The organism is Methylobacterium nonmethylotrophicum, from assembly GCF_004745635.1.
GTDB lineage: Bacteria > Pseudomonadota > Alphaproteobacteria > Rhizobiales > Beijerinckiaceae > Methylobacterium > Methylobacterium nonmethylotrophicum.
This window is the reverse complement of record NZ_SRLB01000007.1, coordinates 190,444-216,220: the sequence shown is the minus strand read 5'-3', so window position 1 is coordinate 216,220 and position 25,777 is coordinate 190,444. Positions and strand designations below refer to the sequence as shown.

The 25,777-nt window shown below is 72.7% G+C and carries 23 protein-coding genes; 5 read left to right on the top strand and 18 right to left on the bottom strand.

Features of this window, described 5'->3' with window-relative positions:
* Positions 1-115: 115 nt before the first annotated feature.
* The 3 genes from glyS to EU555_RS11565 form a co-directional block, all read right to left on the bottom strand.
* Entirely contained in the window at positions 116-2,230 is a 2,115-nt protein-coding gene (gene glyS, locus EU555_RS11575; protein WP_135414789.1) for a glycine--tRNA ligase subunit beta, read from the bottom strand.
* Between the two features lie 166 nt (positions 2,231-2,396).
* Positions 2,397-3,329, bottom strand: coding sequence for a cyclase family protein (locus EU555_RS11570; protein ID WP_135414788.1), 933 nt, complete (start codon positions 3,327-3,329; stop codon positions 2,397-2,399).
* 179 nt (positions 3,330-3,508) lie between these two features.
* On the bottom strand, positions 3,509-4,438 hold the full coding sequence (locus EU555_RS11565) for a glycine--tRNA ligase subunit alpha (RefSeq protein ID WP_135414787.1): 930 nt from the start codon (positions 4,436-4,438) through the stop codon (positions 3,509-3,511).
* Positions 4,439-4,629: 191 nt separating this feature from the next.
* On the opposite strand from EU555_RS11565, the gene EU555_RS11560 reads away from it, so the two are divergent.
* A complete protein-coding gene (locus EU555_RS11560; RefSeq protein ID WP_135414786.1) occupies positions 4,630-4,845 on the top strand; it encodes a hypothetical protein in 216 nt (71 codons plus the stop codon).
* Positions 4,846-4,969: 124 nt separating this feature from the next.
* On the opposite strand, the gene EU555_RS11555 is transcribed toward EU555_RS11560, so the two are convergent.
* The 3 genes from EU555_RS11555 to EU555_RS11545 all read right to left on the bottom strand — a co-directional run bounded on the left by EU555_RS11555 (position 4,970) and on the right by EU555_RS11545 (position 6,836).
* Positions 4,970-5,869 carry an SDR family oxidoreductase gene (locus EU555_RS11555; protein WP_245524254.1) on the bottom strand — a complete coding sequence of 300 codons (900 nt, stop codon included), beginning with the start codon at positions 5,867-5,869 and terminating at the stop codon, positions 4,970-4,972.
* An 84-nt stretch (positions 5,870-5,953) separates the two neighbouring features.
* Entirely contained in the window at positions 5,954-6,169 is a 216-nt protein-coding gene (locus tag EU555_RS11550) for a DNA gyrase inhibitor YacG (protein WP_135414785.1), read from the bottom strand.
* A 19-nt stretch (positions 6,170-6,188) separates the two neighbouring features.
* A complete protein-coding gene (locus EU555_RS11545; RefSeq protein WP_135414784.1) occupies positions 6,189-6,836 on the bottom strand; it encodes a Maf-like protein in 648 nt (215 codons plus the stop codon).
* Positions 6,837-7,167: 331 nt separating this feature from the next.
* On the opposite strand from EU555_RS11545, the gene EU555_RS11540 reads away from it, so the two are divergent.
* The gene (locus EU555_RS11540) at positions 7,168-8,064 is read left to right on the top strand and encodes a GGDEF domain-containing response regulator (protein ID WP_135414783.1); all 897 of its coding nucleotides are present in this window, start codon (positions 7,168-7,170) and stop codon (positions 8,062-8,064) included.
* Between the two features lie 30 nt (positions 8,065-8,094).
* Here the strand turns inward: EU555_RS11540 and EU555_RS11535 are convergent, their stop codons facing one another.
* Positions 8,095-9,729: an ABC1 kinase family protein gene (locus tag EU555_RS11535; protein WP_135414782.1), complete on the bottom strand. Its 1,635-nt coding sequence runs from the start codon at positions 9,727-9,729 to the stop codon at positions 8,095-8,097.
* A 383-nt stretch (positions 9,730-10,112) separates the two neighbouring features.
* Positions 10,113-11,414, bottom strand: a complete 1,302-nt coding sequence (locus EU555_RS11530) for a hypothetical protein (protein WP_135414781.1) — start codon at positions 11,412-11,414, stop codon at positions 10,113-10,115.
* A 346-nt stretch (positions 11,415-11,760) separates the two neighbouring features.
* Between EU555_RS11530 and EU555_RS11525 the strand changes: the two genes are divergently transcribed.
* Positions 11,761-13,812 carry a transglycosylase domain-containing protein gene (locus tag EU555_RS11525; RefSeq protein WP_245524253.1) on the top strand — a complete coding sequence of 684 codons (2,052 nt, stop codon included), beginning with the start codon at positions 11,761-11,763 and terminating at the stop codon, positions 13,810-13,812.
* A gap of 12 nt (positions 13,813-13,824) precedes the next feature.
* On the opposite strand, the gene EU555_RS11520 is transcribed toward EU555_RS11525, so the two are convergent.
* From EU555_RS11520 to EU555_RS11495, 6 genes are all read right to left on the bottom strand, one after another.
* The gene (locus EU555_RS11520; protein ID WP_135414880.1) at positions 13,825-14,535 is read right to left on the bottom strand and encodes an ABC transporter ATP-binding protein; all 711 of its coding nucleotides are present in this window, start codon (positions 14,533-14,535) and stop codon (positions 13,825-13,827) included.
* Between the two features lie 5 nt (positions 14,536-14,540).
* The gene (locus tag EU555_RS11515) at positions 14,541-15,350 is read right to left on the bottom strand and encodes an ABC transporter ATP-binding protein (protein ID WP_135414779.1); all 810 of its coding nucleotides are present in this window, start codon (positions 15,348-15,350) and stop codon (positions 14,541-14,543) included.
* A gap of 5 nt (positions 15,351-15,355) precedes the next feature.
* A complete protein-coding gene (locus tag EU555_RS11510; protein WP_135414778.1) occupies positions 15,356-16,195 on the bottom strand; it encodes a branched-chain amino acid ABC transporter permease in 840 nt (279 codons plus the stop codon).
* 5 nt (positions 16,196-16,200) lie between these two features.
* Complete coding sequence (locus EU555_RS11505; RefSeq protein ID WP_135414777.1) at positions 16,201-17,082, bottom strand: branched-chain amino acid ABC transporter permease; 882 nt, start codon at positions 17,080-17,082, stop codon at positions 16,201-16,203.
* A gap of 270 nt (positions 17,083-17,352) precedes the next feature.
* Entirely contained in the window at positions 17,353-18,483 is a 1,131-nt protein-coding gene (locus EU555_RS11500; RefSeq protein WP_245524252.1) for an ABC transporter substrate-binding protein, read from the bottom strand.
* A gap of 213 nt (positions 18,484-18,696) precedes the next feature.
* The gene (locus tag EU555_RS11495) at positions 18,697-19,185 is read right to left on the bottom strand and encodes an META domain-containing protein (protein WP_135414775.1); all 489 of its coding nucleotides are present in this window, start codon (positions 19,183-19,185) and stop codon (positions 18,697-18,699) included.
* 257 nt (positions 19,186-19,442) lie between these two features.
* Here EU555_RS11495 and EU555_RS11490 point away from each other — a divergent pair, with 257 nt between their 5' ends.
* Both EU555_RS11490 and EU555_RS11485 read left to right on the top strand, forming a co-directional pair.
* Positions 19,443-19,736 (top strand): helix-turn-helix domain-containing protein, encoded by a 294-nt coding sequence (locus tag EU555_RS11490; RefSeq protein WP_245524251.1) that lies wholly within the window; start codon positions 19,443-19,445, stop codon positions 19,734-19,736.
* A gap of 167 nt (positions 19,737-19,903) precedes the next feature.
* Positions 19,904-21,589, top strand: coding sequence for a methyl-accepting chemotaxis protein (locus EU555_RS11485; RefSeq protein WP_135414774.1), 1,686 nt, complete (start codon positions 19,904-19,906; stop codon positions 21,587-21,589).
* A gap of 13 nt (positions 21,590-21,602) precedes the next feature.
* Here the strand turns inward: EU555_RS11485 and EU555_RS11480 are convergent, their stop codons facing one another.
* The 4 genes from EU555_RS11480 to EU555_RS11465 form a co-directional block, all read right to left on the bottom strand.
* Complete coding sequence (locus EU555_RS11480; protein WP_135414773.1) at positions 21,603-22,829, bottom strand: NAD(P)/FAD-dependent oxidoreductase; 1,227 nt, start codon at positions 22,827-22,829, stop codon at positions 21,603-21,605.
* A gap of 89 nt (positions 22,830-22,918) precedes the next feature.
* Complete coding sequence (locus EU555_RS11475) at positions 22,919-23,929, bottom strand: zinc-dependent alcohol dehydrogenase family protein (RefSeq protein WP_135414772.1); 1,011 nt, start codon at positions 23,927-23,929, stop codon at positions 22,919-22,921.
* A gap of 279 nt (positions 23,930-24,208) precedes the next feature.
* The gene (locus tag EU555_RS11470; RefSeq protein ID WP_135414771.1) at positions 24,209-25,003 is read right to left on the bottom strand and encodes an ABC transporter ATP-binding protein; all 795 of its coding nucleotides are present in this window, start codon (positions 25,001-25,003) and stop codon (positions 24,209-24,211) included.
* Positions 25,003-25,776: an ABC transporter permease gene (locus EU555_RS11465; RefSeq protein WP_135414770.1), complete on the bottom strand. Its 774-nt coding sequence runs from the start codon at positions 25,774-25,776 to the stop codon at positions 25,003-25,005. The genes EU555_RS11470 and EU555_RS11465 overlap by 1 nt, the downstream gene beginning before the upstream one ends.
* Position 25,777 lies beyond the last annotated feature (1 nt).

The window sequence follows — 25,777 nt, the reverse complement described above, 5'->3', positions numbered from 1 at the left end:
GTACGCGAATCGTTTGTACCGGCTCGCGCCGACCGCAAACAATGAAAATTCCCCTAAAACCGTTCCACAGTAACGTGCTGAGGCGCTTCTGCAACGCATCTTTTGTTAGAGATCATCACCGCCCCTCGCCGCCGATGCGGGAGAAATCGGCCACTTCCCGGGTCGCGACCCGCAGGGCATTGAGCAGGGCGAGGCGGTTGGCGCGCAGGGCCGCGTCGTCGGCGTTCACCGTCACCGTGTCGAAGAAGGCGTCGACCGGGGCCCGCAGGGTCGAGAGCGCCCGCATCGCGCCCTCGAAATCCTCGGCCGCGACCGCCCGGCCGGCCTCGGCGCCGGCGCGGGCCAGGGCCTCGGCGAGGGCCGCCTCCTCCGGCTGGCTCAGCAAGGCCGGATCCGGCGCGGCGTCGTAGGCGCGGCCGTCCTTCTTCTCCTCGATGCGCAGGATGTTGGCGGCCCGGCGATAGCCGGCGAGCAGGTTCCTGCCGTCCTCGGTATCGAGGAAGCGGCCGAGCGCCTCGACTCGGCGCACCACCATCAGGAGGTCGTCCTGGCCGGGCAAGGCGAAGACGGCGTCGATGAGGTCGTGGCGGGCGCCCTGGTCGCGCAGGTAGACCTTCAGCCGGTCGGCGAAGAAGGCGAGGAGGTCGTCCGCGAAGCCGCCTGCCTCCTGCCGGTGCCCGGCGGCCGCTGCGGCGATCTGCGCCCAGAGGGGCAGCCGCGCGGCGCTCGCCAGGATCAGACGGATGACGCCGAGGGCCGCCCGCCGCAGGGCGTACGGATCCTTGCTCCCGGTCGGCGTCTCGCCGATGGCCCAGAAACCCACCAGCGTGTCGAGCTTGTCGGCGAGCGCCACAGCGACCGAGACCGGCCCGGACGGCACCCGGTCGCTCGGGCCGAGCGGCTTGTAATGCTCCTCGATCGCCGCGGCGACCGCCGCGTCCTCGCCCTGCTCGGCGGCGTAGTAGCGGCCCATCAGGCCCTGCAGTTCCGGGAACTCGCCGACCATCTCGGTGACGAGGTCGGCCTTGGCGAGGCGCGCGGCGCGCCCGGCGAGGTCCGGGTCGGCCCCGACCACCGGGGCGAGCGCCCGGGCCAGCGCCGCGATGCGCTCCACCCGTGCGCCCTGCGTGCCGAGCTTCTCGTGGAAGACGATGCTCTCGAGCTTGGGCAGCCGGTCCTCGAGCCGCACCTTGCGGTCGGTCTCCCAGAAGAACGCCGCGTCGGAGAGCCGCGCACGCACCACCCGCTCGTTGCCGGCGACGATCGCCGCGCCGCCGTCGGAGGCGACCAGGTTCGAGACCAGGATGAAGGCATTGGCCAGGCGCTCGCGCCCGTCCGGGCCAGGCGCCCCACGCAGCACGAAGCACTTCTGGTTCGCCCGGATCGTGGCGCGGATCACCTCCGGGGGGATCTTCAGGAAGCGCTCGTCGAAGGCGCCCATCAGGGTCACCGGCCACTCGACGAGGCCCGCCACCTCCTCCAGCAATCCCTCGTCCTCGACGAGGTCGAGCCCGCGCGCGAAGGCGAGGTCGCGGGCGTCGTGCAGGATGATGTCCTTGCGCCGCTCCGGATCCAGCACCACGAAGGCCCGCTCCAGGGCCGGGAGGTAATCGGCGAAGCGGCGCACCTCGATGGCGTCGGGCGCCATGAAGCGGTGGCCCCGCGTCGTCAGCCCCGCCTCGATCCCGTCGACGGAGAAGGGCACCACCTCCGGCGTCTCGGTCTCGGGTCCGAAGCTCGCGACGATCGAATGCAGCGGCCGCACCCAGCGCAGCGAGCCCGGCTCGCGGGATGCGGCGCCCCAGCGCATCGATTTCGGCCAGGGGAAGCTCTTCACGATGGCCGGCAGGATCTCGGCCAGGACCGCGATCGTCTCGCGGCCGGGCCGCTCGATCACCGCGACGTAGAACTCGCCCTTCTTCGGGTCGGAGACGATCCTGGCCTCGTCGAGGCTGGCCAGCCCCGCGCTCTTGAGGAAGCCCTGCACCGCGCCCTCGGGGGCGCCGACGCGGGGCCCCTTGCGCTCCTCGCGCACGTCCTGGCCGCGGGCTGGCAGGCCGGCGACGTGGAGGGCGAGGCGCCGGGGCGTCGCGAAGGCCTTGGCGCCCTCGTACAGGAAGCCGCGCTCGACCAGGGCGTCGGTGACGAGCTTGCGCAGGTCCTCGGCCGCGCGCCGCTGCATGCGGGCGGGGATTTCCTCGGAGAAGAGTTCGAGCAGGAGGTCGGGCATCGTGCGGCCTTGTGGCTCCCCGGCAGAGAGCCGGGCGCTCCCGGAGGGCCTTGGCCCTCCGGAGCCCCGAGCCCCTCCGCCGGAGGGCGCGGGACGGGTCGAGCCGCGGGTGTAGCGCCCGCGGAGGCGGAGCGCTACCTCGCCGAAGACCGGCCGCGTCAGGCCGCTACCGGATCGCCACCGGGTTGATGATCGCCTGGATCGACCCGACGTAGCGCGGGGCGCCGAGCACGAACAGGAACTCGCTGACGCCGTCCCGGATCAGCGCCCGGGTGTCGAGGGTCTCCAGGATGTAGATGCCGTTCTGGGCGAGCAGGATCTGGTGGCCCTCCCAGACCCGGTCGCCCTTGAACGGCACCGCCTCGACGCCCCAGGTGTCGGCGCCGACCGCCACCACGTCCTTGCCGGCGAGGTAGCGCGCGCCCTCCGCGTCGATGCCGGGCTCGCCGGCGCCGAATCGCTTGGCGTCCTCGCCCAGCATCGAGAGCCAGCCGGTATGCAGCACCACGACGTCGCCCTTGCCCGGGGTCACGCCGGCGGCCTTCTCGGCGGCCTTGATGTCGTCGACGGTGACCAGCTCGCCCTCCATCAGCCGGTCCTTGCCCTTGGCCTTGGCGACGTCGAGGAGCACGCCCCGGGTGACGATCGGCGGGATCTTGTGGGCGCCGAGCTTCTTCACGCCGGTCGTGTCGAAGATGTCCTTCATCCGGTTGCGATTGTAGAAGGTCGAGTCGGTGCCGAGATGCGCGAGCCCGTCGATCTGGGTGCCGACCCCGAGCCACCCCGTCACCATGTCGTCGAGGTAGCTCATCTTGTTCGCCCCGAAGGTGACACCCTCGGGCTGGTTGGGCGCCATCACGGTCACGGCGAAGTTGCGCGGCGGGAAGGCCGGGGTGCCCCGGTCGATCGGGATGCCCAGCGCGTAGGTCTTGCCCGTCGTGACGAGCTTGACCGCCTCCTGCACCTTGGCGGGCGAGAGGTGGTTGGCGGCACCGATCTCGTCCTCCGCGCCCCAGCGCGAGACCGGGATCTCCTGCGCGCCGGCGCAGGTCGCGGCGAGACAGCCCGCCGCGGCGGCGAGCGCGATCACGAACCTCATGGCGTGTCCTCCTGGCGGCGCGCCGGGCGGCGCGACCCGTCGACCCCGCATCTGCGCGCGGGCGCCTCCAGGGTAAGGTCGGGCTCGCGGCCTGTCCAGGCGAGCGCGCGCGCGCGACGCCCAGGCGAGGCCGCAAGCCTTTGGTCCGTCGACGCTTTCCAGGCCAGGCCGACCGGGCTTCAGGCGCCGCCGGCCTCCGTGCGCCGCCAGGCCTCGCCGCAGGCCTTGGCGAGCTCGCGCACCCGCAGGATGTAGCTCTGGCGCTCGGTCACCGAGATCACCCCGCGCGCGTCGAGCAGGTTGAAGACGTGGCTGGCCTTGATGCACTGGTCGTAGGCCGGCTGCGCCATGCGGTGGCGGGTGTCGTTCCCTCCCGGCCCCGGCTCGCCGGCCTGGAGATAGGCCCGGCAGGCGGCCTCGGCGTCGCGGAACTGCCGAAACAGCATCTCGGTGTCGGCGGATTCGAAGTTGTGGCGCGAATATTCCTGCTCGGCCTGCAGGAACACGTCGCCGTAGGTGACCGTCTCGTCGCCCTCGCGGCCGTTGAAGTTGAGGTCGTAGACGTTCTCGACGCCCTGGACATACATCGCCAGGCGCTCGAGGCCGTAGGTCAGCTCGCCGGCGACCGGCGCGCATTCGAAGCCGGCGACCTGCTGGAAGTAGGTGAACTGGCTCACCTCCATCCCGTCGCACCAGCATTCCCAGCCGAGGCCCCAGGCGCCGAGGGTCGGGCTCTCCCAGTCGTCCTCGACGAAGCGGATGTCGTGCAGGCGAAGATCGACCCCGATCGCCTTCAGCGAATCGAGGTAGAGTTCCTGGAGGTTCGGCGGGTTCGGCTTCAGGATGACCTGGAACTGATAGTAGTGCTGCAGCCGGTTCGGGTTCTCGCCGTAGCGCCCGTCCTTCGGCCGGCGCGAGGGCTGGACGTAGGCGGCCTTCCAGGGCTTGGGGCCCAGCGCCCGCAGGGTGGTGGCCGGATGGAACGTGCCGGCCCCGACCTCCATGTCGTAGGGCTGCAGGATTACGCAGCCCTGTGCGGCCCAGAACCGCTGGAGCGTCAGGATCAGCCCCTGGAACGAGCGGGTCGGCTGGAGGTCGGTGTCGGTCATGGGCGTGAGGCAGGCTCGGCGGGGCGGTTCTCAGGCCGGACCCTTAGAACCGGCGGCCCCCGAGTCAAGCGCGGGTGCGCCGCCGCACGAGGCCGCCGGGGCGCCGGAACCGGATCACGGTCAAGCTCGTTGACAGTACAGATCCGACAACGACGCTGCCGCAGGCAGCCGAAGACTTGAGGGGACTGACCGTGACCCAGCGCCTGACCCTGGTTGCCGCCGCCGCGCTCCTGTCCCTGGTGGCGACCCCGCTGGTGGTGCGGGCGGGCGCGAACGCCCCGAAGCGCGAGCCGGCCCCGGTGGCCGCCGCCGTCGAGACGCCGGTCGTCGCCGAGGCGGCGGCCCCCGCCTGCCGGTCGGTGCGGGTCGTGTATGCGGGTTATGCGGCGCCGGCCTGCGGCAAGTGAAGCCTGTTATCCCCCACAGATCTGGCACGCTCCGCGTCATCCCGGGCTCCGCTGCGCCGTCCCGGGATGACCCTGTGGGTTGGAGGTCGCCCACGTTATCTGGCAGTCGTCTGCGAACCGCCCCTCACAGCACCGGCATCGCCCCCGCCACCGTGACGAGCGCCCCCGAGGTGTAGCTGCTCTCGTCGGAGGCCAGCATGACGTAGGCCGAGGCGAGCTCCGCCGGCTGGCCCGGGCGGCCGAACGGGACCTGGCTGCCGAAGGATTTGACGGAGTCCTCCTCCATCCCGGCGGGGATGAACGGCGTCCAGATCGGGCCCGGCAGCACGCCGTTCACCCGCACGCCCTTCTCGGCGAGCAGCTGGGCCAGGCTCAGGACCAGGTTGCTCAAGGCACCCTTCGTGGCGCTGTAGGCGAGCAACGACGGCATCGGGTGCTTGGAGTTCACCGACGAGGTGAAGATCACCGAGGCGCCGGGCTTGAGATGGGCGAGCGCCGCCTTCGTCACGTAGAACGACCCGAACACGTTGGTGCGGAAATGGTCCTCGAAGACCTGGTCGTCGATCGCGTCGAGGCCCTGGTTCGGCTGCTGGAAGGCGCCGTTGTTGACCACCACGTCGAGCCGGCCGAAGGCCTCGGCGGTGCGGGCGACGATCTCGCGGCCGTAGGCCCGCTCCTTGAGGTCGCCGGGCAGCAGCAGGGCCCGGCGCCCGGCCTTCTCGATCCACTTCGCCACCGCCTCGGCGTCGCCCTGCTCGGAGGGCAGGTAGGCGATCGCGACGTCGGCGCCCTCGCGGGCATACGCGATGGCGACCGCCCGGCCGATGCCGGAATCGCCCCCGGTGATCAGCGCCGCCCGGCCGGTCAGCTTGCCGGAGCCCCGGTAGCTGTCCTCGCCGTGGTCGGGCTCGGGCTTCATCCGGCCGGTGAGGCCCGGGAAGCTCTGCGGCTGGCCCGCGAAGGGCGGACGCGGGTACTTGGTCAGCGGGTCGGGCAAGTCGGACGGCATAGTATCGGACGACATGAGGGACGGCCTCCGGCTGTCGGTGGGTCAGGCCGCCGTCAACCGGGGAAGCCCCCGGCCGTTCCAACTCTCCCGGAGTATCCCTTACTCCTCCCGCGAGCCGTCGTCCTGGCCCAGGGCATCCTCCTCGCGGCCCGGGATGGCGTAGCGCCCGCTGAGCCAGCGCTGCAGGTCGACGTCGGCGCAGCGCTTGGAGCAGAATGGCGCATAGGCCGGCGCCGGCGGCTTGCCGCAGATCGGGCAGGCGGGGCCGGCCGTCTTCGGTGCGTCGTCCTTCGGGGTGTCGTCGCGCGTCGTCACTCGCGCCTCCTGTCCGATGTCAGGCCGCGTCGCGCCAGGCGCCGCGGACCGGAAAACCCTCGCCCTCGAGCAGCCCGACGGTCTCGTAGAGCGGCAAGCCGACCACGGCGCTGTAGGAGCCGACGAGCTTGACCACGAAGCTGCCGGCGAGCCCCTGGATCGCGTAGCCGCCCGCCTTGCCGCGCCACTCGCCGCTGGCGAGGTAGCCGTCGATCTCCCGGGCCGACAGTCGCTTGAAGCGCACCCGCGTCTCGACCAGGCGCTCGCGCGGCCGGTCCTTGGGGCCCATCACGCAGATCGCGGTGTAGACCCGGTGGGCCCGGCCGGAGAGGAGGCGCAGGCAGGCCGCCGCCTCGTCCGTCACCTCGGCCTTCGGCAGGATGCGCCGGCCCACCGCCACGACGGTGTCGGCCGCCACCACGTAGGAGTCGCGCAGCTCCTCGCCGGCCCGCGCCGCCGCGACCGCCACGTCGAGCTTCGCCCGGGCCAGCCGGCGCACCAGGTCCCGGGGCTTCTCGGCCTTCAGCGGCGTCTCGTCGAGGTCGGCCGGCAGCAGGGCGTCCGGCTCGAGCCCCGCCTGCTGCATCAGGGCGAGGCGCCGCGGCGAGGCCGAGGCGAGGACGAGCTTCGGGCGCGCGGCAGGCGGGATCGGGGAGGTCTCGGTCATGAGGCGCCGTGTCTCGAGGGGGGGTACCGCCCGATGCCCTATCTGGCCGGCGAAATCCAGCATGTCGGTCCAACATGGGGGACCGCCGTCGTGCCGGTCCGCGCCTTCGACGCGGCCCGGCGTGGGGTCGAGAGAACCCGCGATGCAGGCGCGTTTGGCCCGATGCGTTCGGCGCCATCCGAACGAGCGGACGTGCCGAGACAGGTGCCATCCCGCGGCACCGGCCTGATCCGTGACCTTAACCGGCCCTTATGGTCTGGTGTCCTATCCCAGGATGCAGAGCTTCATCGATGGCCGGGCGCGAGCGCGGCTGCGTCCCCTGCAAGGTCCGATGCGCGTCGTCCTCGTCGAACCCGGCCTGATCCTGCGCAAGACCGTCGCCCGGCTCATCGAGGAGGGGGGGCATCAGGTCGATTCGTTTTCCGATTCGGAGCAGGCGCTCGCCCACGTCGCCGCCCACGAGGACGTGGCCTGCGTCATCACCAGCCTCGAGGTCGGGCCGATCTGCGGCCTGGAGCTGTGCTGGTCCCTGCGCACGCTGGCCGGCACGGTGCGGCCGCTCGCCGTGATCGCGATGTCGACGGACCGGGCCGGCCGGGGCCTCGGCGAGGTGCTCGACAGCGGCGCCGACGATTTCATCTCGAAGCCTCCGGAGGCGGTCGAGCTGCATGCCCGCCTGCGGGTGGTCGAGCGGGGCCTCGGCCTGCAGCGCCAGCTGATCCGCGAGGCCGACACCGATTCCCTGACCCAGCTCCTGAGCCGCGGCGGCTTCATGCGCCGGGCCGGCGCCGCCGTCGCGGCGCTCGCCCCGCAGGACCTCCTCACCGCCCTGATGATCGACATCGACAGCTTCAAGGCGATCAACGACCGCCATGGCCACGACAGCGGCGACCGGGTGATCCGCAGCGTCGCCGACGTGCTCAAGGAAACCGGGGCGCTGGCCGGCCGGATCGGCGGCGAGGAATTCGCCGTGCTGATGCCCGGCCACGGCCTCGGCAGCGCCGGGGTGGTGGCGGACCGGATCCGGGCCGGCTGCGCCCGCCTGCGGGTGCCGGGCCGCCGCGGGCCGATCCCGGTCACCTGCAGCCTCGGGCTCAGCGCCTTCGCCGAGGGCGACACGGTCGAGACCCTGCTCGCCCGGGCCGATCACGCGCTCTACGCGGCGAAGGCGGGCGGGCGCAACCAGGTGATGTCGGCGGCCGGACGGCAGCTCGATCGGGTGAGCTGACGGCGGCGGCCGGGCGCGACCACCGGTCGGTCAGCGGTTCCTGGCGAGCAGCAGGATCCAGCCGATCCCGATGGTCAGCACCAGGATGCCGATCGTGGCGAAGGCCGGGGTGCCGTGCTCCATCAGCCGGGGGGCGAGCTGGGTCGCGAAGGCCGCGACCACGAGGCCGACCGCCACCCGGGCGGCCGCGCGCTCGATGCCGCGGGTCAGCTTGTCCATCCCCTTGAGCTCGATCTCCACCGTGACCCGGCCCTGCTTGAGGCGCACCAGCATCAGGTGGATCAGCGTCGGCAGCTCGGAGGCCGCGCCGTAGAGGCCGGTCGCCAGCCCCTGGAACCGGCCCTTCAGGTCCTTCAGCGAGAACTGCGCCCGCATGTGCCGGCGCACGGTGGGGCCGGCGGCCGCGAACAGGTCGAAGGCGGGGTCGAGCTGGCGCATCACGCCGTCCGCCGTCACCAGGCCCTTGAACAGGATCGCGAGGTCGGTCGGCATCGCGAGGTCGTTCTCGCGCGCCATGGTCATGAAGTCGGTGAGCACGAGGCCGAGATTCAGCGTCGCGCCGTTGTGGCGGGTGACGAAGGCCTGCGAGGCGGCTTCCAGCCGGGTCAGGTCCGGGTTGCTGGCGCCGCTCCAGTCGAGCAGCACCGCCATCAGCCCGTCGGCATCCTCCTGCAGCATCGCGCCGATCAGGACCAGGAGCTGCGAGCGCCGCCGCTGCGACAGGCGGCCGACGATGCCGAAATCGATGAAGGCGATCCGGTTGCCCGACATCGCCAGGAGGTTGCCCGGATGCGGGTCGGCGTGGAAGACGCCCTCGATCAGCGCCATCTGCAGGAAGGCGTCGACGCCGCGCTGGGCCAGCACCTTGCGGTCGAGCCCCGCATCCTCCAGGCGCCGGACATCCGTCGGCGGGATGCCGTGGATGAATTCCTGCACCAGCACCCGCTCGGACGTGTACTCCCAGTAGACCTTCGGGAAGACGATGTCGTCGCGGTCGGCGAACAGGGCGGCCAGCATCTCGCAGTTGCGGCCCTCGTTGGCGAGGTCGAGCTCCTCGCGCAGGCCGTTGGCGATGTGGCGCATCTGCTCGGTCGGCCGGTAGCGCGCCATCTCGGGCCATTCCGACTCGACGATGCGCGAGGCGTGCGAGAGCAGGCGCAGGTCCGCCTCGATGATCTTCTGCAGCCCCGGGCGCCGGACCTTGACGATCACCTCCTCGCCGCTCTCGAGCCGGGCCCGGTAGACCTGGGCGATCGACGCCGAGGCGATCGGGTCGGTGTCGAACTCGGAGAAGATCGCGGAGGGCGGCGCGCCGAGATCGGCCTCGAGCTGCGGCCGGATCACGTCCCAGGGCAGGGGCGCGACCTTGTCGTGCAGCTTGCCGAGTTCCTCGGTCCATTGTGGCGCGAGCAGGTCGGCGCGGCTCGCCAGCACTTGGCCGAGCTTGATGAAGGTGGGCCCCAGGGCCTCGATCGCCCGGCGCAGCCGCTCGGGCTGCGACAGCCGGGCGAGGTCGACCGCCGGGGCGCTGCGCCAGGCGAGCCGCGGGATCGCCCGCAGGCCGAGCCGGTCGACGACCTTGTTGACGCCGAAGCCGATCAGGATGCCGGCGATTTCCTGGAGGCGCTGGCGGTCCCGCGCCGCGACGATGGCGGTTTTCAGCATCTGCGCGTCGAATCTGCTCGGCTGGCGTGGGAGGGAAGGCCGGCCGGGGCGACCCGGTCGGGCAGGAGGGCGAGAGCGCCGGCGCCGCGGACGAGGGTCCCGTCCGGACTGGCCATGGGAGGGGGCGCACGCATCGGCTTTCTGGTCCTCCCCTGTCCCGTTCCCCGCGACGCAGTCTGTCGCCCCCATGCGGCGTCAACCGGGCGGGACTGGGGCGGCCGGCGGGCGAGTCAGGCGGTAGCGCATGACCCGGATCGGCACAATCTCAACTGGCCGCCGCAGCCTCGGCGATCGGTCGCGGGCCGTCCCGCCCACGCGAGAAGGCCGGCCCCGGGATACCCGGGACCGGCCTCGTTCGCCGTCAGGTGATGGAGGTTGACGGATTACATCCGGCCGCCGCCATTGCCCGCGCCGCCCGGCTGGCCGGCACCGGCGCCGCCGCGCGCGCCGCCCCGCTCCTGGCCCGGCTGGCCGCCGCGCTGGGTGCTGCCGGTCGTCTCCGGACCGTTGCCGCGGCCGCCCATCTGGCGGTCGCCGGCCTGGCGCTCGTTCATGCCGCGCTCCTGCATGCCGCGCTCCTGCCCGCCCCGGCCGGGCTGGTTGCCCGCCGCCTGCTCGGGCCGGCCGCCGTTGCGCTCGCCCATCTCGCGACGGTCCTTCCCGTCGTTGCGCATGTCGCCGCGGGACATCTCGCGGTTGCGCTCGCGGTCCATGCCGCCGTCGCGGCGCTGCTCGCTGCGGCTCATCCGGTCCTCGCGCTGCTCGCTGCGCACGTCGACGCGGTCGCGGCCCCGGACGCTGCCGGTGACGCTGGTGCGCTCGCTGACCGACAGGCGGCGATACTCGGGCGACCCGTAGAGGACGCGCCGGCCGGCGATCGTGACGTAGCGGTCGGCGCCGCCGCGCTCGGTCACGATCAGCCGGCGGTATTCCGGCGAGCCGTAGAGCACGCGCTGGCCGCGCACCATCACGTAGCGGCCCGGGCCGCTGCGCTCGCGGATCACGAGGCGGCGGTACTCGGGCGAGCCGACGCGCACCCGGCGGCCCTGGATCGTCACGAACTCGACACGACCGGCGCGCACGCCGCGATTCTCGCGCTGCTCGACCACCACGAGGCGGCGATATTCGGGCGAGCCGTAGAGCACCCGCCGGCCGGAGATCGTGACGTAGCGGCGGCCGCCGACGGTCGAGATGCGGTCCTCCCGCGCCTCGCTGCGGAAGCCCGTCCGGCCCTCGCGCTGCTCGAAGCGCTCGGCGCGGTCGCCGCGGCGGTCCATCCGGCGGTCGCCGTCGCGGCGCTCGTCCATCGCCCGGCGGTTGTCGCGGCCCTCTGCCCGGTCGGCATTGCGCTCACCCGGGCGGGTGCCGGTCTCGGCGCGGTCGCGGGTCCCGTTCCGCTCGCCCGCCATGCCCTGGTTCATGCCCTGGCGGTTGCCGTCCGGACGGCCCGACTCGGCGCGGGCGGCGCCGGCCTGCCCGTCGGCCTTGCCCATCTCGCCCTTGCCCATCTCGCCGCGGGCCTGCGCCCCGCCGCCGCCCGGCCCGGCCTTCGGGCCGGACTGGCTCATCTCGCCGCCGCGGCCCGCCGCGCCGCCGGGAGTCCCGCCCGCCGGGCTCCCGGCTGTCTGAGCGAAAGCCGAAGTGCTGAGGAGCAGCGCGGCCAGTCCAACTGTCAGTCTGTTCATGATTCTCTGCCTCCCTGCGCGACGGCACCCGATGGGGCGGCGCGTCGAAGATGCTTCAAAACGCCGATTTCACGTTATCGTTCCGGACTATTCGCTTGCTGCGCGGGACAGGCACCGGTTAATGGTCAAGCTTTGAGCCGAAGACTTGCTGCTCTGTGGCAAGACACAGCGTCTATTGCTACATCCGCACTGGCCGGAACGGCGTCCATCCGGCCCGGGAACCGTTCCCTCGGGGCCCACGTTGCTGGTGACCGTAGCTGTTTGCCGGCCCGGGGCCTCGCCCGCGCCGGGCTTCGGGCTGCGGCCTTGAGACGGGAGACGATCGGGCAGGATGGTAGCGGAGCCGATGACGACGCAGCCCGGACGGGACTGGCTCGACCTCGCCAGCCCGCCGCACCCGCCGCCGGAGGTCCCGGACGGGGCGGGCCCCGCCCGCGTCTCCGCCAGTCACCGGATCGGTGCGCAACTCGCGCAAGTCCGGGCCGGTGCGGCCCGGGCCGGGAGCGCCGCGGCCGGGTACCTCGCGCCGGCGATGGCGGCGGCAGCCGTGCCGCTGCGGCGCGTCGCGCCCGCCTGGCAGGGCGCGGCCGAGCGGGTCGGCGCCCATCCGCTCGCGGTGCGGGCGGCCGGCGCGGCGCGGCGGGCCGGGGATCTCCCCTGGGGCCGCGCCCTCGCGCTCACAGGATTGGCTGGGCTCGGGGCCGCGGCCCTCTTCCTCGTCTGGTGCGCCGCGACCCTGCCGCCGCTCTCCGGACCGTCGCACCAGGCCCGCACCCTCACGGTCCAGGCGGAGGACGGGACGCCGATCGCCCGGCGCGGCACCGCCCGAGGACAGGCCCTGACGGCCGAAGCGGTGGCGCCGGCGATGCGCCAGGCCTTCCTGGCCGCCCAGGATCCGTGGTTCGAGGATCCGTACCGGCTGGACGCGGCCGGAATCGCGGCGGTGATCGGGGGGGCGCTCCGCGACACGATCAGCGACGGCCCGAGGGCCGGCAGCCCGCGCCTGACCCAGCGCCTCGTGCGCCGCGACCTCATCGGGGCGGCCCCGGGCGACGACAGGAGCCTCGCCGACCGGGTGCGGGAGGCGATGCTGGTGCTATGGCTCCAGGCGCGGGAGGACCGGCCGCGGATCCTCGCGCGCGCCCTCGACCTCGCCCCCTTCGGCGCCGGGCTCACCGGCATCGACGCGGCGGCGAGGGCGCTGTTCGGCAAGGAGGCGGCGTCCCTCGGCACGGCCGAGGCGGCCTACCTCGCGGGCCTGACCCTCGCGCCCGACCTCGAGCCGGACCGGGACGTCGCGGCGGCCCGCGCCCGCGGCCGCGAGGTGCTCGACGCCATGGTGATGCGGGGCAGCCTCTCGGCCGCGCAGGCCGCCGAGGCCGCGCAGGCGCTCGACGGCCTCGCCCCGACCGGGACCTCGCCGGTGACCCGCAGCGGCGTCCCGGACCTCGTCCTGGCGGAGGCCGCCGACCGGATCGGATCCGCGCCGCGGGAGGCGGTGGTGCGCACCACCCTCGACCGCGACCTCCAGGCGATGGCCGAGAAGGCGGTCGAACGCCGCCTCGACGCCGCCGGCCGCGGTGCCCGGGCCGGCCTCCTGATCCTCGGGCCGGACGGCGCCGTGCAGGCGGTGGTGGCGGGCGGCGCCCCGCTCACCGACACACGGGCGGCCCGGCGCGCCGCGGCCGCGAGCCTGCGCTACCTGCGCCGCGACGGCCGCCCGGTCTATGACCGGCTCGTCGCCGGGCCGATGCCGGCGGCGGAGCGGCGCACCGCGCTCCTCGGGCTGCTCGCCGACCTCGCCCGGCCGCCCGAGGGCGCCGACGATCCTGGGGTCCGGGACGGGCTCTTCGTCGGCACGACCGGCGACCTCCTCGTCGGCGCCGTCGTCTCGGCCGGGTCGGCGGAGAACGGCGCGGGCGACGGGCCGGAGGCGCTCTTCCAGGACGTCGTCGCGCAGCTGGCCAAGGCCCGTCCGGCACCGCCGGCCGCGGAGGCCCGCGAGGGCGCCCGCGAGACCGGCAGCACGCCCCGCAGCCCGGCGCGGCCCGCCTGGCAGAATCCGGGCGAGCGGTCGCCGCCGGTCGCCGCCTTGCGCGGCGTGCCGCGGGTGATCGACACCGGCCGCCTGCGCCTCGACGGGCAGGCCGTGCGCCTCGCCGGCGTCGAGGGCCAGGGCGGCGCCTATGCCCGCGAGTTCCGCCAGTACCTGCGCCGGCGCGAGGTGACGTGCCAGCCCGCCGGCGGGCCGGAGGTCTATCGCTGCCGCGCCGGCGAGCAGGACCTGTCCGAGGTGGTGCTGTTCAACGGCGCCGGCCGCGCCGCCCCGGGCGCCCCGCCGGAGCTGCAGGCCGCCGAGGCGAACGCCAAGGCGCGCAAGGCGGGTGTGTGGCAATGAGGGCTTCCGCCCTCACACCCCCAGATAGGCCGCCGTGACCTCCGGGTTCCGGGCGATCTCCGCCGCCTGGCCCTGCAGCCGGATGCGGCCGGTCTCGAGCACGTAGGCGTAGTCGGCGATGGCGAGCGCGGCGCTCGCGTTCTGCTCGACCAGCAGGATCGTGCGCCCTTCCGCCCGCAGGGAGGCGATGATGGAAAAAATCTCCTCGACGATCAGCGGGGCGAGGCCCATCGAGGGCTCGTCGAGGAGGAGCAGCACCGGCTCGGCCATCAGGGCGCGGCCCATCGCCAGCATCTGCTGCTCGCCGCCCGAGAGGTAGCCGGCCTGCTGGCGCAGGCGCTCGGCGAGCCGCGGAAACCGCGCCTCGACCGCCTCTTGGCGCCGCGCGGCCTCCGGCGTCGGCACGTGGTAGGCGCCGAGCCGCAGGTTCTCCGCCACCGTCATGTTGGCGAAGACCTGGCGGCCCTCCGGCACCTGCACGATGCCGCGACGGGCGATGCGGTGCGCCGCCTCGCCGGCGATGTCGACGGCGGTGCCGTCGCCGAACAGCACTCGGCCGGCACGCGGCTTCATCAGGCCCGAGAGGCTGCGCAGGATCGTGGTCTTGCCGGCGCCGTTCGAGCCGATCAGCGACACGATGCTGCCGCGCCGCACCGTCAGCCCGATGCCGTGGACCACGTCGGCCCGGCCGTAGCCGAGGCGCAGGCCCTCGACCGCCAGCAACTCGCTCACGAGACCGCTCCCCGGCTGACGCTCACCTCGTGGCTGCCGGTGCCGAGATAGGCCTCGATCACCGCCGGGTGGGCGCGCACCTCCGCCGGGCTGCCGTCGGCGATCCGGCGGCCGAAATTCAGGACCGTCAGCCGGTCGCAGAGGCTCATCACCAGGGGCATGTCGTGCTCGACGAGCAGCAGGGTCAGGCCGCGCTCGTCGCGCAGGCGCCGCAGGAGGCCGAGGAGGGCGTGGGTCTCGGCCGGGTTCATGCCGGCGGCGGGCTCGTCGAGGAGGACGAGGCGCGGCTCGCAGGCGAGCGCCCGGGCGATCTCGAGCCGGCGCTGGTCGCCGTAGGGAAGGTCGCCGGCGCGGCTGTCGGCGGCGTCGAGCAGCCCGACGAAGGCCAGGAGGTCGCGCGCCTTCGCCTTGGCCTGGCGCTCCTCGGCCCGGAAGCCGGGGCTGCGCAAGAGGATGCCCCAGGTCGCGGAGAGCCGGGTATGCAGCCCGGTCATCACGTTCTCGAGCACCGTCATCTCGCCGAAGATGCGGATGTTCTGGAACGTGCGGGCGAGTCCCAGCGCCGTGCGCCGGTAGGGGGCCAGCCCGTCGAGGGGCTGGTCGCCCAGGCGCACGCTGCCGGCGCTCGGCGCGAGCACGCCGGAGACGAGGTTGAACAGGGTGGTCTTGCCGGCGCCGTTCGGGCCGATGAGGCCGTGGACGGTGCCGGGCTGGACCGTGAAGTCGACCGCATCGACCGCGACGAGGCCCTGGAAGCGGCGCGTCAGGCCCTGGACGGTGAGCAGTGCCGAGGAGTGCTGTCCCATGGCGGTCAGCCCGTCCGGGCGATGCGCCAGGGCAGGATGCCCCGCGGCATGAACAGGACGGCGAGCACGATGATCAGGCCGTTCACCATCAGCCGGAAGTCGGCGAGCGGGCGCAGGACCTCCGGCAGCAGGGTCAGGATGGTCGAGCCCAGCACCGGTGCGAGCGGCGAGCCGATGCCGCCGAGGAGCGCGTAGCTCAGGATCGTCACTGCGGCCTCGAAGCCGTACTCGTTCGGGCCGATGAACGAGGAGACGTGGGCCGAGAGGCACCCCGCCACCCCGGCCATGGCCGAGGAGACGACGAGGGCGACCAGCCGGTAGCGCGGCAGGTTCACCCCCATCACCCCGGCCGCCGCCTCGTCCTCGCGCATCGCCTCCATGGCGCGGCCGATGCGGGAGCGCGCCACCAGGGTGAGGCCGACGAGCAGCACCACCAACGTACCGTAGATCGCCGCGACCCCGCCCCGCTCCGGGATGTTGGAGAGGCCGAGCGCCCCGCCGGCATAGTCCCAGTTGAGGAAGACGATGCGGGTGATCTCGCCGAGCCCGATCGTCGCGATGGCGAGGTAGACGCCGGTGAGCCGCAGCGTCGGCCCGCCGACGACCAGCGCCAGCAGCGCCGGCACCACGGCCGAGGCCAGCATCGCGACGCCGAACGGCATGCCGAACTTCACCGAGAGCAGGGCGCCCGTATAGGCGCCGACGCCCATGAAGGCGGCCTGGCCCAGCGAGAGCTGGCCCACCGCCAGCACCACGTAGACGGAGAGCGCCAGGATGCCGTTCACCCCGATGCCGTGGATCAGGCTCTGGTAGGTCCAGTAGAAGTCGTCGAGGGCTTCCCACATGACGATCAGGCCCGCTTGGCGGCGGCGCGGCCGAACAGGCCGAGCGGGCGGAACCACAGGGTGGCGACGAGGAGCGCGAAGGCGATCATGTCCTTGAGGGTCGAGGAGAGGTAGGCGGCGGTGAGCACCTCGGCGAGGCCCAGCAGCAGGCCGGCGAGCAGCGCCCCGCGCAGGTCGCCGAGGCCGCCCACGATGATGACCGCGAAGCCGCGCAGCATCATGTGCTCGCCCATGAAGGGCTGGATGGCGTTGAAGTTGAGCCCGACGAGGACGCCCGCCGCGCCTCCGATGGCGCCGGACAGGAACGACACCACCCGCAGCATCAGGGCGCCGTTGATGCCCATCAGGGCCGCCGCGTCCGGGTTCTCCGCCACCGCCCGGATGGCGAGGCCGATCCGCGAGCCGCGCACGAGCGCCAGCAGCGCCAGCATCAGCACGATGGCGGCGGCGAGGATCAGGAGCTGGGTGGTGGCCACCCGCACGTCGCCGAGGCTGTAGGCGCCGCCGGAGAACACGGCGGCGGGAAAGCGCCGGATCTCGGTGCCGAGCGCCGCCGCCATGCCGGCATAGAGGAAGAGCGTCGCGCCCAGCGTCACCATCAGCGAGGCGAGCTCCGGCGCCTTGGCCTTGCGCAGCCGGGTGAGGAGGAGCGTGTCGAGGACGACCGCCAGCACGCCCGCGATCAGCGCGCCGAGAGGCAGCGCGGCCCAGATCGGCAGCCCCAGCCCTTGCGTCGACCACAGGGCCGCGAAGGCCCCGAGGGCGAAGTAGACCCCGTAGGTGAGGTTGATGACGCCCATCACCCCGAACATCAGCGTGAAGCCGATGGCGAAGAGGGCGTAGGTCGCGCCGAGCACGACGCCGTTGACGAGCTGCTGCTCAAGCATGGGGGGCTTGGGAATTTCGGTGGGCGTCCGACGCCCGCTTCGGCGCGGCCTCAAGGGCCGAACAGGATGGCGATGGCGCGACGTGGCCGATATCGCGCGGCGGGTCAATCGGTGGGGATCGGCGGCATCATTTCAGAATAAGGCGCGTTCCCCTCCCCCCTGTGGGGAGGGGTTAGGGGTGGGGGTGGTGCCGCGTAGAGCTCGACGCTTTTTCCTGCACCACCCCCACCCCCTGCCCCTCCCCACAGGGGGGGAGGGGAGGTGTTCCGATTACTGCAGCAGCTGGAACTTGCCGCCCTTCATCACCAGCACCACCACGCCCGACGTGTCCGCCGGGTCGCGGGTGTCGGAGAAGGAGAACGGGCCCATCACGCCGGTGTGCTTCACCTTGATCAGCGCGTCCTTGATCTTTTCGGAGTCGGGCGCGCCGGCGGCGTCGATCGCCTTGGCGACGATGAACAGGGTATCGTAGGCCTGGGCCGCGAACTGGTCGGGCAGGTCGCCGCCGTACTTGTCCTTGAAGGCGTTGACGAAGGCCTGGTTCGCCGCGTCCGGCTTGCCGATGAACCACGGGCTGCCGACCAGCGTGCCGTCGGCGGCCTTGCCGGCGATATCGCCGAGCTTGGGCGAGTTCAGGCCGTTGCCGCCGATGAAGAACACCTTGTCGGGGATGCCGAGCTGGCGCGCCTGCAGCTCGATGCCGGACGCCGCCTCGACCAGCGCCGACAGCACGATCGCGTCGGGGTTCAGCGCCTTGATCTTGGTGAGCTGGGCCGAGAAGTCGGAATCCTTCGAGCCGAAGGTCTCGGTCGTCAGGGTCTCGATGCCGAGCTTCTCGAGCGAGGCCTTCATGACGTCGTAGGCCGACTTGGTGAAGGCGTCGTCGTTGCCGTACATCACGGCGACGCGCTTGATGCCGAACTTGTCCTTGGCGGTCTTGAGGGTGACCGGGATGACGTCGGATTCCGGCAGCGACGTGCGGAACACGTAAGGCCCGATCGCCGTGATGCCGTTCGCGGTCGTCGAGGTGCCGACGATCGGGACCTTGCGGTCGTTGGCGACCGGGCCGGCGGCGAACATCTCGTTCGACAGGGTGGGGCCGAGGATCAGCGGGACCTTGTCGCGGCCGATCAGCTTGCGGGCGGCGTTGAGCGCCTGCTCCTTGGCGCCCGCCGAGTCCTCGTAGGCGAGGGCGAGCGGCCGGCCGCCGAGCACGCCGCCGGCCTTGTTGATGTCCGCCAGCGCGAGGTCGAAGCCGCGCTGGATCGCGATCCCGTAGCGGCTGTTCGGCCCGGTCAGGATCTCGATCGCGCCGAGCTTCACCGGCGACTTGTCCTGCGCCTGCGCGCCCGCCAGGCTGCTTCCCAGCAGCACTGCCGCCAGCAGCATCCTCCTCGACATCGCCCGCATCCCGCTTCCTCCTCGCATCCGCTGCTTATGGTTCTCGCCGTGCGCCCGCGCCGCGCCTCGCGACGGAGGCCGGATCGTCGCGCTGGATAGGAGAGCGCCATAAAGCACGGGGGAGCGGCGGTAAATCCGTTCCGGCCACCGCGCACATGCGAGAACGGCCCCGCTGGGCAGCGGGGCCGTCCTGCCTTCCGGTCGGGAGGGTCGTCAGAGCGCGCGGTCGAAGCGCAGCTCGCCGGCCTGGCTCTTGATCACCAGCTGCGAGCCGACGAGATCCCACTGGCCCGAGGTGCGGAGTGCCGTCAGGAACTGCATCTCGGAAGCGCCGACCGCCTTGTCGCAGCTGCGCTTGGTCAGCGCCAGCGGCCCGACCGCGAGGTGCTGCTCCTTGAGCGGGAAGGCGGTCGCCGCGAAGGTGTTGCAGCCGCCGAAACCGCGGGCGCGGTACTGCTTGTCGATGATGAAGCTCGGCCGCTCGGCCCCGGCGAACGGCTTGCCGTTCAGGCTGACCGCCGTCCAGGTCGAGTCCAGCGGGAAGACCTTCTCCTGGGCCTTGACCGGCGGAATGTATTGCGGCTGGCTGGCCTTGTCCCGGTTCTTCTGGCCATAACCCAGCATGTTCTGCGCCGAAGCCTGCGTGGCCGACGCCAACAGCGCGACGGCCCCGACGGCCAGCGCAACCCGCATCGCCTTCATCGCATTCCCCATCGTAGTCTGTCGTGTTGGTCGCGGACTCTAGAGAGACCCCCTTGCGCCGGCAACCCTGGCGGTCGGGGATGACGGATCCTTGCGGGCGACTGTTGCAATTTTGCGGCAAGCTTGGCCGTAATGCGGATCGACTCGGGAAAGCTTGCCGGTGTGGCAACGAAAGCCGGGCCTCGCCGTTAGCCAAGGCGCCGCGGGCGACCGCACCCGGCGTTTCGAGGATCGACGAGGAAGGGACGGGCGAGACAGTGAGCGGCGAAGACGACATCACGGCGGCGCAGCTGCGCCGGGCGCGCGACCTGCTCGGATGGTCGGAGGACGACCTGGCCCTGCGTGCCAACGTCGACGCGGGCAGCATCCGCCAGTTCGAGGCGGGCCGCTACCCGCCCTCGCCCGAGCAGCGGGCCGCGATCCGCGGCGCCCTCGTAGCCGCGGGGGTGGAGCTGACCGACGGCGCCTATCCGGACGCGCGACTGCGCCCGGACGACGCGCCGGACAAGGGCATCCACCCGAGCGAGCTCACCACCGAGAACGACCGCTGAGACGCGCGGGACGGTCGCGCAAGTGGCCGCTCCGGCACGCGCCTGCACGACCCGTGCATCTGGGTTGCAATAATATATCGCGCAACCAGATCGCCTCATTGCGTGATTTTTAACAGTTAAGAGCAGACATTTTCCCTGGGGAAGATAACGAACGACCCGAGGGGAACATGGTCTTACAACTGCGCATCGGCGCGAAGATCGCCGTGGTCACGACGCTGCTCAGCCTGATGGCCGCCGGGGCGCTCTGGTATGCGACGCAGCAGATGACCGAGAGCGGCGCGCGCTACCACCACTTCATCGAGCGGGAGGGCCGCGCCGGCACCGGCGCCCAGAGCGCGGCGCGCTACGTGCTTGCCATGAGCTACGCCCTGGACCGGGCGGCCACGGCGCCGGACGCCGCCGCGCGGCAGCGGTTCCTGGCGGAGTTCGACGGGGTTCACCCGAAGCTCCAGCAGATCATGGCCAGCCTTCCGGCCCAGGCCCCGGCCTTCGGGCCCCGGATCGCCGCCGCGGCGGGCGACGTCGAGCGGCTGGTGGCCGAGAGCGTGGCGGCGCGGCGGATGATCGAGGCCCGCGACGCGACCCGCGCGGCCGACCACATCCGGCAGACCGTCGATCCGCTGACCCGGGCGGCCTACGAGACCTGCGGGACACTGTCGGCCGACCTCCTCGCCGGCACGGACGCGACCGTCGCTCGCCTCGCCGAGGACACCCGCGCCGCGCGGAGCACGAGCCTGCTGCTCGGCGTCGGCGCCGTCGCGGCCGGCTTCGTGATCGCCATGGCCCTGTCGGCCTTCGGCATCACCCGGCCCCTCGGCCGCCTCGTCGGGGCGATGGACCGGATGGCGCAGGGCGAGGTCGAGGCGCGGCTCGCGGAGGCGCAGCGCGGCGACGAGATCGGCGCGGTGGCCCGCGCGGTCGAGGGGATCAAGGCCATGGTGGCCCGCAAGGCGGTGGAGGAGACCAGCCGCGGCCACGATGCCGCGAGCGCCGCGTCGCAGGAGCGCCGCCGCACCCTGATCGGCCTCGCCGACGGGTTCGAGAAGGTGGTGGGGGGCATCGCCGGCGAGATCGCGGCCGCCTCGTCCCTGCTCCAGGACGCCGCCCGGACGATGAGCGTCACCGCCTCCGAGACGGCGAGCCAGTCGACGACCGTGGCCGCCGCCGCCGAGCAGGCCGCCGCGAACGTGCACACCGTCGCGGCGGCGGCCGAGGAGCTCGGCACCTCGGTCGAGGAGATCGGCCGCCAGGTCGACGGCTCGGCCCGCCTCGCCGAGGCCGCGGTCGCGGAGGCCGGCCGCACCACCGAGGTCGTGATGGGGCTCAGCCAGGCGGCGGCGCGGATCGGCGACGTGACGGCGATGATCTCGTCGATCGCCGCGCAGACCAACCTGCTCGCCCTGAACGCCACGATCGAGGCTGCGCGCGCCGGTGCGGCCGGGCGCGGTTTCGCGGTGGTCGCCGCGGAGGTGAAGGCCCTCGCCGACCAGACCGCGCGGGCCACCGCCGAGATCGCCGGCCAGGTCGGGGCGGTGCGCAGCGCGACCGGCTCGGTGGTCGACGCCATCGACGGGATCACCACCAGCATCCGCGAGATCTCGGGCGTGGCGACCTCGATCGCCGCGGCGGTGGAGGAGCAGGGCGCGGCGACCCAGGAGATCGTCCGCAATGTCTCCCAGGCCGCGACCGGCACCGGCGAGGTCACGGGCAATATCGGCAGCGTCGCCGAGGCGGCGGAGGGGACCGGCCGCGCGGCGAGCCAGGTGCTCGGCGCGGCCTCCGGGCTGTCGCGCCAGTCCGACCGCCTGAGTACCGAGGTGGCGCACTTCCTGGAGACCATCCGGGCCGCCTGAGCCGCGCCCCTCGTCAGCCCCGGCCGAGCGCCAGGGCCTTGAGGTCGAAGCCGGGATCCGCCGCCTCCTCGGGCGTCGGGCCCCGGCCGGCCTGCAGCAGGCGGCGGGCCACCATGTGGTCGGCCGGGCGGTTGAGCGACTCGACGCCGACGAGGCGGTCGCCCCGGTAGCAGAACACCGAGACGCCGCCGGATTCCGGATCGCCCCGGCGCACCGTCCGGTCGTGCGGCTGGCACAGGCCGGCGATCTGGAGCTTCAGCGGGCCCTGGTCGCTCCAGAACCACGGCACCGCCTCGAAGGCGGCGGGCCGGCCGGTGAGGCGGGCGGCGACGCAGCGGGCGCCGTCGACGGCGTTCTGCACCGATTCGATCCGCACCCGCGCGCCCCCGGCATGGGGGGAGGGGAAGCTGGCGCAGTCGCCGATCGCCGAGATCCTGGCATCGTCGGTCGCCAGCATCGCGTCGACCGCGATTCCGTTCTCGATCCGCAGATCCGCCGCCGCCGCGAGTTCATGGTTCGGGATGACGCCGATCCCGACGAGGACGAGGTCGGCCGGGATCTCGCGCCCGTCCGCGAGCGCCACGGCCCGGGCGCGGTCGGAACCCGTGATGCCCGCGACCGCGCTGCCAAACAGGAAGCGCACGCCGGCCCGGACGTGGGAGGCCTCGATCAAGGCCGCCATGCCGCTCGAGACCGAGCGGGCGAGGGGACGCTCGAGCCCCTCGATCACCGTGACGGCGAGCCCCTTCTGGGCGCAGACCGCCGCGAATTCGAGCCCGATGAAGCCGGCGCCCACCACCGCGACCGCCTTCGCCTCGGCGAGGGCCGCCTTGAGGGCGTCGGCATCGGCGAGCGTTCGCAGCTGGTGCACCCCCGGGAGATCGGCGCCCGGGACCGGGAGCGGGCGGTTGCGCGAGCCCGTCGCCAGGACGAGGTGGTCGTAAGGCAGCACCTCCCCGGAGGCGAGGCGGAGGATCGATGCTCCACGGTCGATCGCCGCCGCGCGCTCGCCGGCCCGCATAGTCAGCCGGTGCTCGGCGAAATACGCCTCCGGCCGCAGGGCGAGGCCGGCCGCATCGGTCTTGCCCAGCATGTAGGCCTTCGACAGCGGCGGCCGGCCGTAGGGCAGGCCCGGCTCCTCGCCGACGAGGGTCACCGGCCCGGCATAGCCGTTTTCCCGCAGGGAGGCCCCGAGCTGAAAGCCGGCCTGGCCGGTGCCGACCACCACGATCCCGTTCATCGCCAGGGCATACTCCCCACGCCGCGCCGCCGTCGAGCTTTCGCGTCGAACGCGTCCCGGCGCAAGCTCCGCGCCGCGGGCCGGGATCGCTACCAGGCGACGCAGAGCTTGCCGAAATGGCTCCCGCTCTCCTGGTGGCGGAAGGCGTCGGGCAGCTCGGCGAAGGCGTAGGTCCGGTCGATCACCGGGCGGATGCCGGACCGGCTCAGCGCCGCGACGTAGTCCTGCTGCTGGCGCCGGCTGCCGACGATCAGGCCCTGGAGGCGGGCCTGCTTGGCCATCAGCGCCGAGGTCGGCACCTCGCCGGCCCGCCCGGTGAGCACGCCGATGAGCGCGATGTGGCCGCCGACGCGCACCGCCTCGATCGACTGCGCCAGGGTGCCGGGTCCGCCGACCTCGACGACGTGGTCGACCCCGCCGCCGGTCCAGTCGCGCACCTGCCGGCCCCAATCGGGATGGGTGCGGTAGTTGATCGTGTGGTCGGCGCCCAGCGCCCGCACCCGCTCGAGCTTGGCGTCGGACGAGGAGGTGACGATCACGACGGCGCCCATCCGCTTGGCGATCTGCAGGGCCGCGATCGCGACGCCGCCGGTGCCGAGGGCCAGCACGGTGTCACCGGCCTTCAGGCCGCCATCGCCGACGAGGGCCCGCCAGGCGGTGAGGCCGGCGGTGGTGATGGTGGCCGATTCGGCATGGCTCCAGCCGCTTGGCGCGTGCGTGAAGGCGCCGACCGGCCGCACCGCATGGGTGAGCGCGAAGCCGTCGACCCCGTCGCCCGGCACCTGCGCGAAGTTGCCGACCGGCGTCCGCGGCGACCCATCGGCCCAGTGCGGGAAGAAGCAGGAGACGACCGCGTCGCCGGGGGCGAACTCGGTGACGCCGTCGCCCACCGCCTCGACGATGCCGGCCCCGTCCGACATCAGGATGCGGCCGTCCGCGGCGGGCGAGCGCCCGCTCGCCACCAAGAGGTCGTGGAAGTTGAGCGAAGTCGCCCGGATCGCGACCCGGATCGCGCCGGGGCCGGGCGGGCCGGGATCGGGCCGCTCGGCGATCTCGAGACGGTCGAGGCCGCCGGGGCTGCGGACGACGAAGGCCTTCATGCTGTCCTCCTGACCAGTCGCGCCGGGACGCGGGCGACGGGGTTCGGTGAGGGACGGAGATAGAACCGGAGGCGGGGGATTCGAGGCGGGGGAATTCGTCACCTGCCTCATCCTACCTGCGCCCTCATCCTGAGGTGCCGGGCGATCGAAGATCGCTTGGCCTCGAAGGAGGACTCCAGAGATCGCGGAGGCTTCTGGAGCCCTCCTTCGAGGCCGCTACGCGGCACCTCAGGATGAGGGCGTGAATAGGAAGAGGTGAAGCAATCCGTTTATTGCTTCTCAATGCTCCCGCGCCGCCAGCACCGCCTCGGCCCGGATCTCCTCGGTGAGCTGCGCCTTCAGCCGCGAGAATTCGGGACTCGTCTTGACCGTGTAGTGGCGCGGATGGCCGAGATCGACGGGCATGTCGGCCTTGATCCGTCCGGGCCGGGCCGTCATCACGATCACCCGCGAGGCCATGAAGATCGCCTCCTCGATGTCGTGGGTGACGAAGATCACGGTCTTGCGCTCACGCTCCCAGATGCCGAGCAGCAATTCCTGCATCAGCCCGCGGGTCTGGTTGTCGAGCGCGCCGAACGGCTCGTCGAGGAGCAGGATGGCGGGGTCGTTGGCGAGCGCCCGGGCGATGGCGGTGCGCTGCTGCATGCCGCCGGAGAGCTGCTTCGGGTAATGCCCCTCGAAGCCGCGCAGGCCCACCTTGTCGAGATAGGCCGAGACGATCTCGCGGCGCTCCGCCGCCGGCACGCCGCGCTCGCGCAGGCCGAAGCCGATATTCTCCGCCACCGTGAGCCACGGAAAGAGGGTGTAGGACTGGAACACCATGCCCCGGTCGGGGCCGGGCCCGCGCACCTCGCGGCCCTCGACGAGGACGCGGCCGGCGCTCGGCCGGTCGAGCCCGGCGACGATGCGCAGCAGGGTCGACTTCCCGCAGCCGGAGGGCCCCAGGATGGTGATGAAGTCGTTCTTGGCGACCGTGAGGTCGGTGGGGCTGAGGGCCTGGACGGGCTTCGCGCCGCGGTTTCCGGGGAAGGTCCGGGCCACCCCCTCGACCGCCACCTCGATCGTGTCCCGCATCAGGCGAGCTTCCAGGGAAACAGGAGCCGGTTGCCCGCCTTGAACAGGAAGTCCGAGACGAGGCCGATCAGCCCGATGACGATGATGCCGAAGATGATCTGCCCGGTGGCGAGCAGGGCCTGGCTCTCGATGATCATGTGGCCGATGCCCGACGAGGAGCCGATCAGCTCGGCGACGATGACGTAGGTCCAGGCCCAGCCAAGCACGAGGCGCAGGATCTCGGCGATCTCCGGGGCCGTCGCCGGGATGAGCACCCGGCGGATGATGCCGGAATCGCGCGCGCCCAGCGTATAGGCCGCCTCGACGAGGTCGCGCCGGACGTTGCCGACCGCGACCGCGATCATCAGGATCAGCTGGAACACCGAGCCGATGAAGATCACGAGAAGCTTCTGCGTCTCGCCGATGCCGGCCCACAGGATCAGCAGCGGCACGAAGGCCGAGGCCGGCAGGTAGCGGGCGAAGGACACGAAGGGCTCGAAGAACGCCTCGATCGGCTTGTAGGCCCCCATCATCACGCCGAGCGGCACCGCCACGAGTGCCGCGAGCAGGAAGCCGCCGACGACGCGCCACACCGTGATCCCGATATCGGAGGCGAAGTCGAACCGGGTCAGCAGCAGCCAGCCGTCCTGGACCATCGTCACCGGATCGGCCAGGAAGGTCCTGGGCACCAGCCCCCCGAGGGTCGCGGCGGCCCAGGCCGCCACGAACAGCACGAAGAAGCTCAAGCCCAAGGCGGCCTTGGCCGGGCCGCCGACCGGCTGCAGTGGACGCAAG

Coding starts and splice junctions, on each gene's coding strand:
- glyS (WP_135414789.1), bottom strand. CDS start 2,230: ATGCCCGACCTCCTGCTCGAACTCTTCTCCGAGGAAATCCCCGCCCGC.
- EU555_RS11570 (WP_135414788.1), bottom strand. CDS start 3,329: ATGAGGTTCGTGATCGCGCTCGCCGCCGCGGCGGGCTGTCTCGCCGCG.
- EU555_RS11565 (WP_135414787.1), bottom strand. CDS start 4,438: ATGACCGACACCGACCTCCAGCCGACCCGCTCGTTCCAGGGGCTGATC.
- EU555_RS11555 (WP_245524254.1), bottom strand. CDS start 5,869: ATGTCGTCCGATACTATGCCGTCCGACTTGCCCGACCCGCTGACCAAG.
- EU555_RS11545 (WP_135414784.1), bottom strand. CDS start 6,836: ATGACCGAGACCTCCCCGATCCCGCCTGCCGCGCGCCCGAAGCTCGTC.
- EU555_RS11540 (WP_135414783.1), top strand. CDS start 7,168: ATGCGCGTCGTCCTCGTCGAACCCGGCCTGATCCTGCGCAAGACCGTC.
- EU555_RS11535 (WP_135414782.1), bottom strand. CDS start 9,729: ATGCTGAAAACCGCCATCGTCGCGGCGCGGGACCGCCAGCGCCTCCAG.
- EU555_RS11530 (WP_135414781.1), bottom strand. CDS start 11,414: ATGAACAGACTGACAGTTGGACTGGCCGCGCTGCTCCTCAGCACTTCG.
- EU555_RS11525 (WP_245524253.1), top strand. CDS start 11,761: ATGACGACGCAGCCCGGACGGGACTGGCTCGACCTCGCCAGCCCGCCG.
- EU555_RS11515 (WP_135414779.1), bottom strand. CDS start 15,350: ATGGGACAGCACTCCTCGGCACTGCTCACCGTCCAGGGCCTGACGCGC.
- EU555_RS11510 (WP_135414778.1), bottom strand. CDS start 16,195: ATGTGGGAAGCCCTCGACGACTTCTACTGGACCTACCAGAGCCTGATC.
- EU555_RS11505 (WP_135414777.1), bottom strand. CDS start 17,082: ATGCTTGAGCAGCAGCTCGTCAACGGCGTCGTGCTCGGCGCGACCTAC.
- EU555_RS11500 (WP_245524252.1), bottom strand. CDS start 18,483: ATGTCGAGGAGGATGCTGCTGGCGGCAGTGCTGCTGGGAAGCAGCCTG.
- EU555_RS11495 (WP_135414775.1), bottom strand. CDS start 19,185: ATGAAGGCGATGCGGGTTGCGCTGGCCGTCGGGGCCGTCGCGCTGTTG.
- EU555_RS11485 (WP_135414774.1), top strand. CDS start 19,904: ATGGTCTTACAACTGCGCATCGGCGCGAAGATCGCCGTGGTCACGACG.
- EU555_RS11480 (WP_135414773.1), bottom strand. CDS start 22,829: ATGAACGGGATCGTGGTGGTCGGCACCGGCCAGGCCGGCTTTCAGCTC.
- EU555_RS11475 (WP_135414772.1), bottom strand. CDS start 23,929: ATGAAGGCCTTCGTCGTCCGCAGCCCCGGCGGCCTCGACCGTCTCGAG.
- EU555_RS11470 (WP_135414771.1), bottom strand. CDS start 25,003: ATGCGGGACACGATCGAGGTGGCGGTCGAGGGGGTGGCCCGGACCTTC.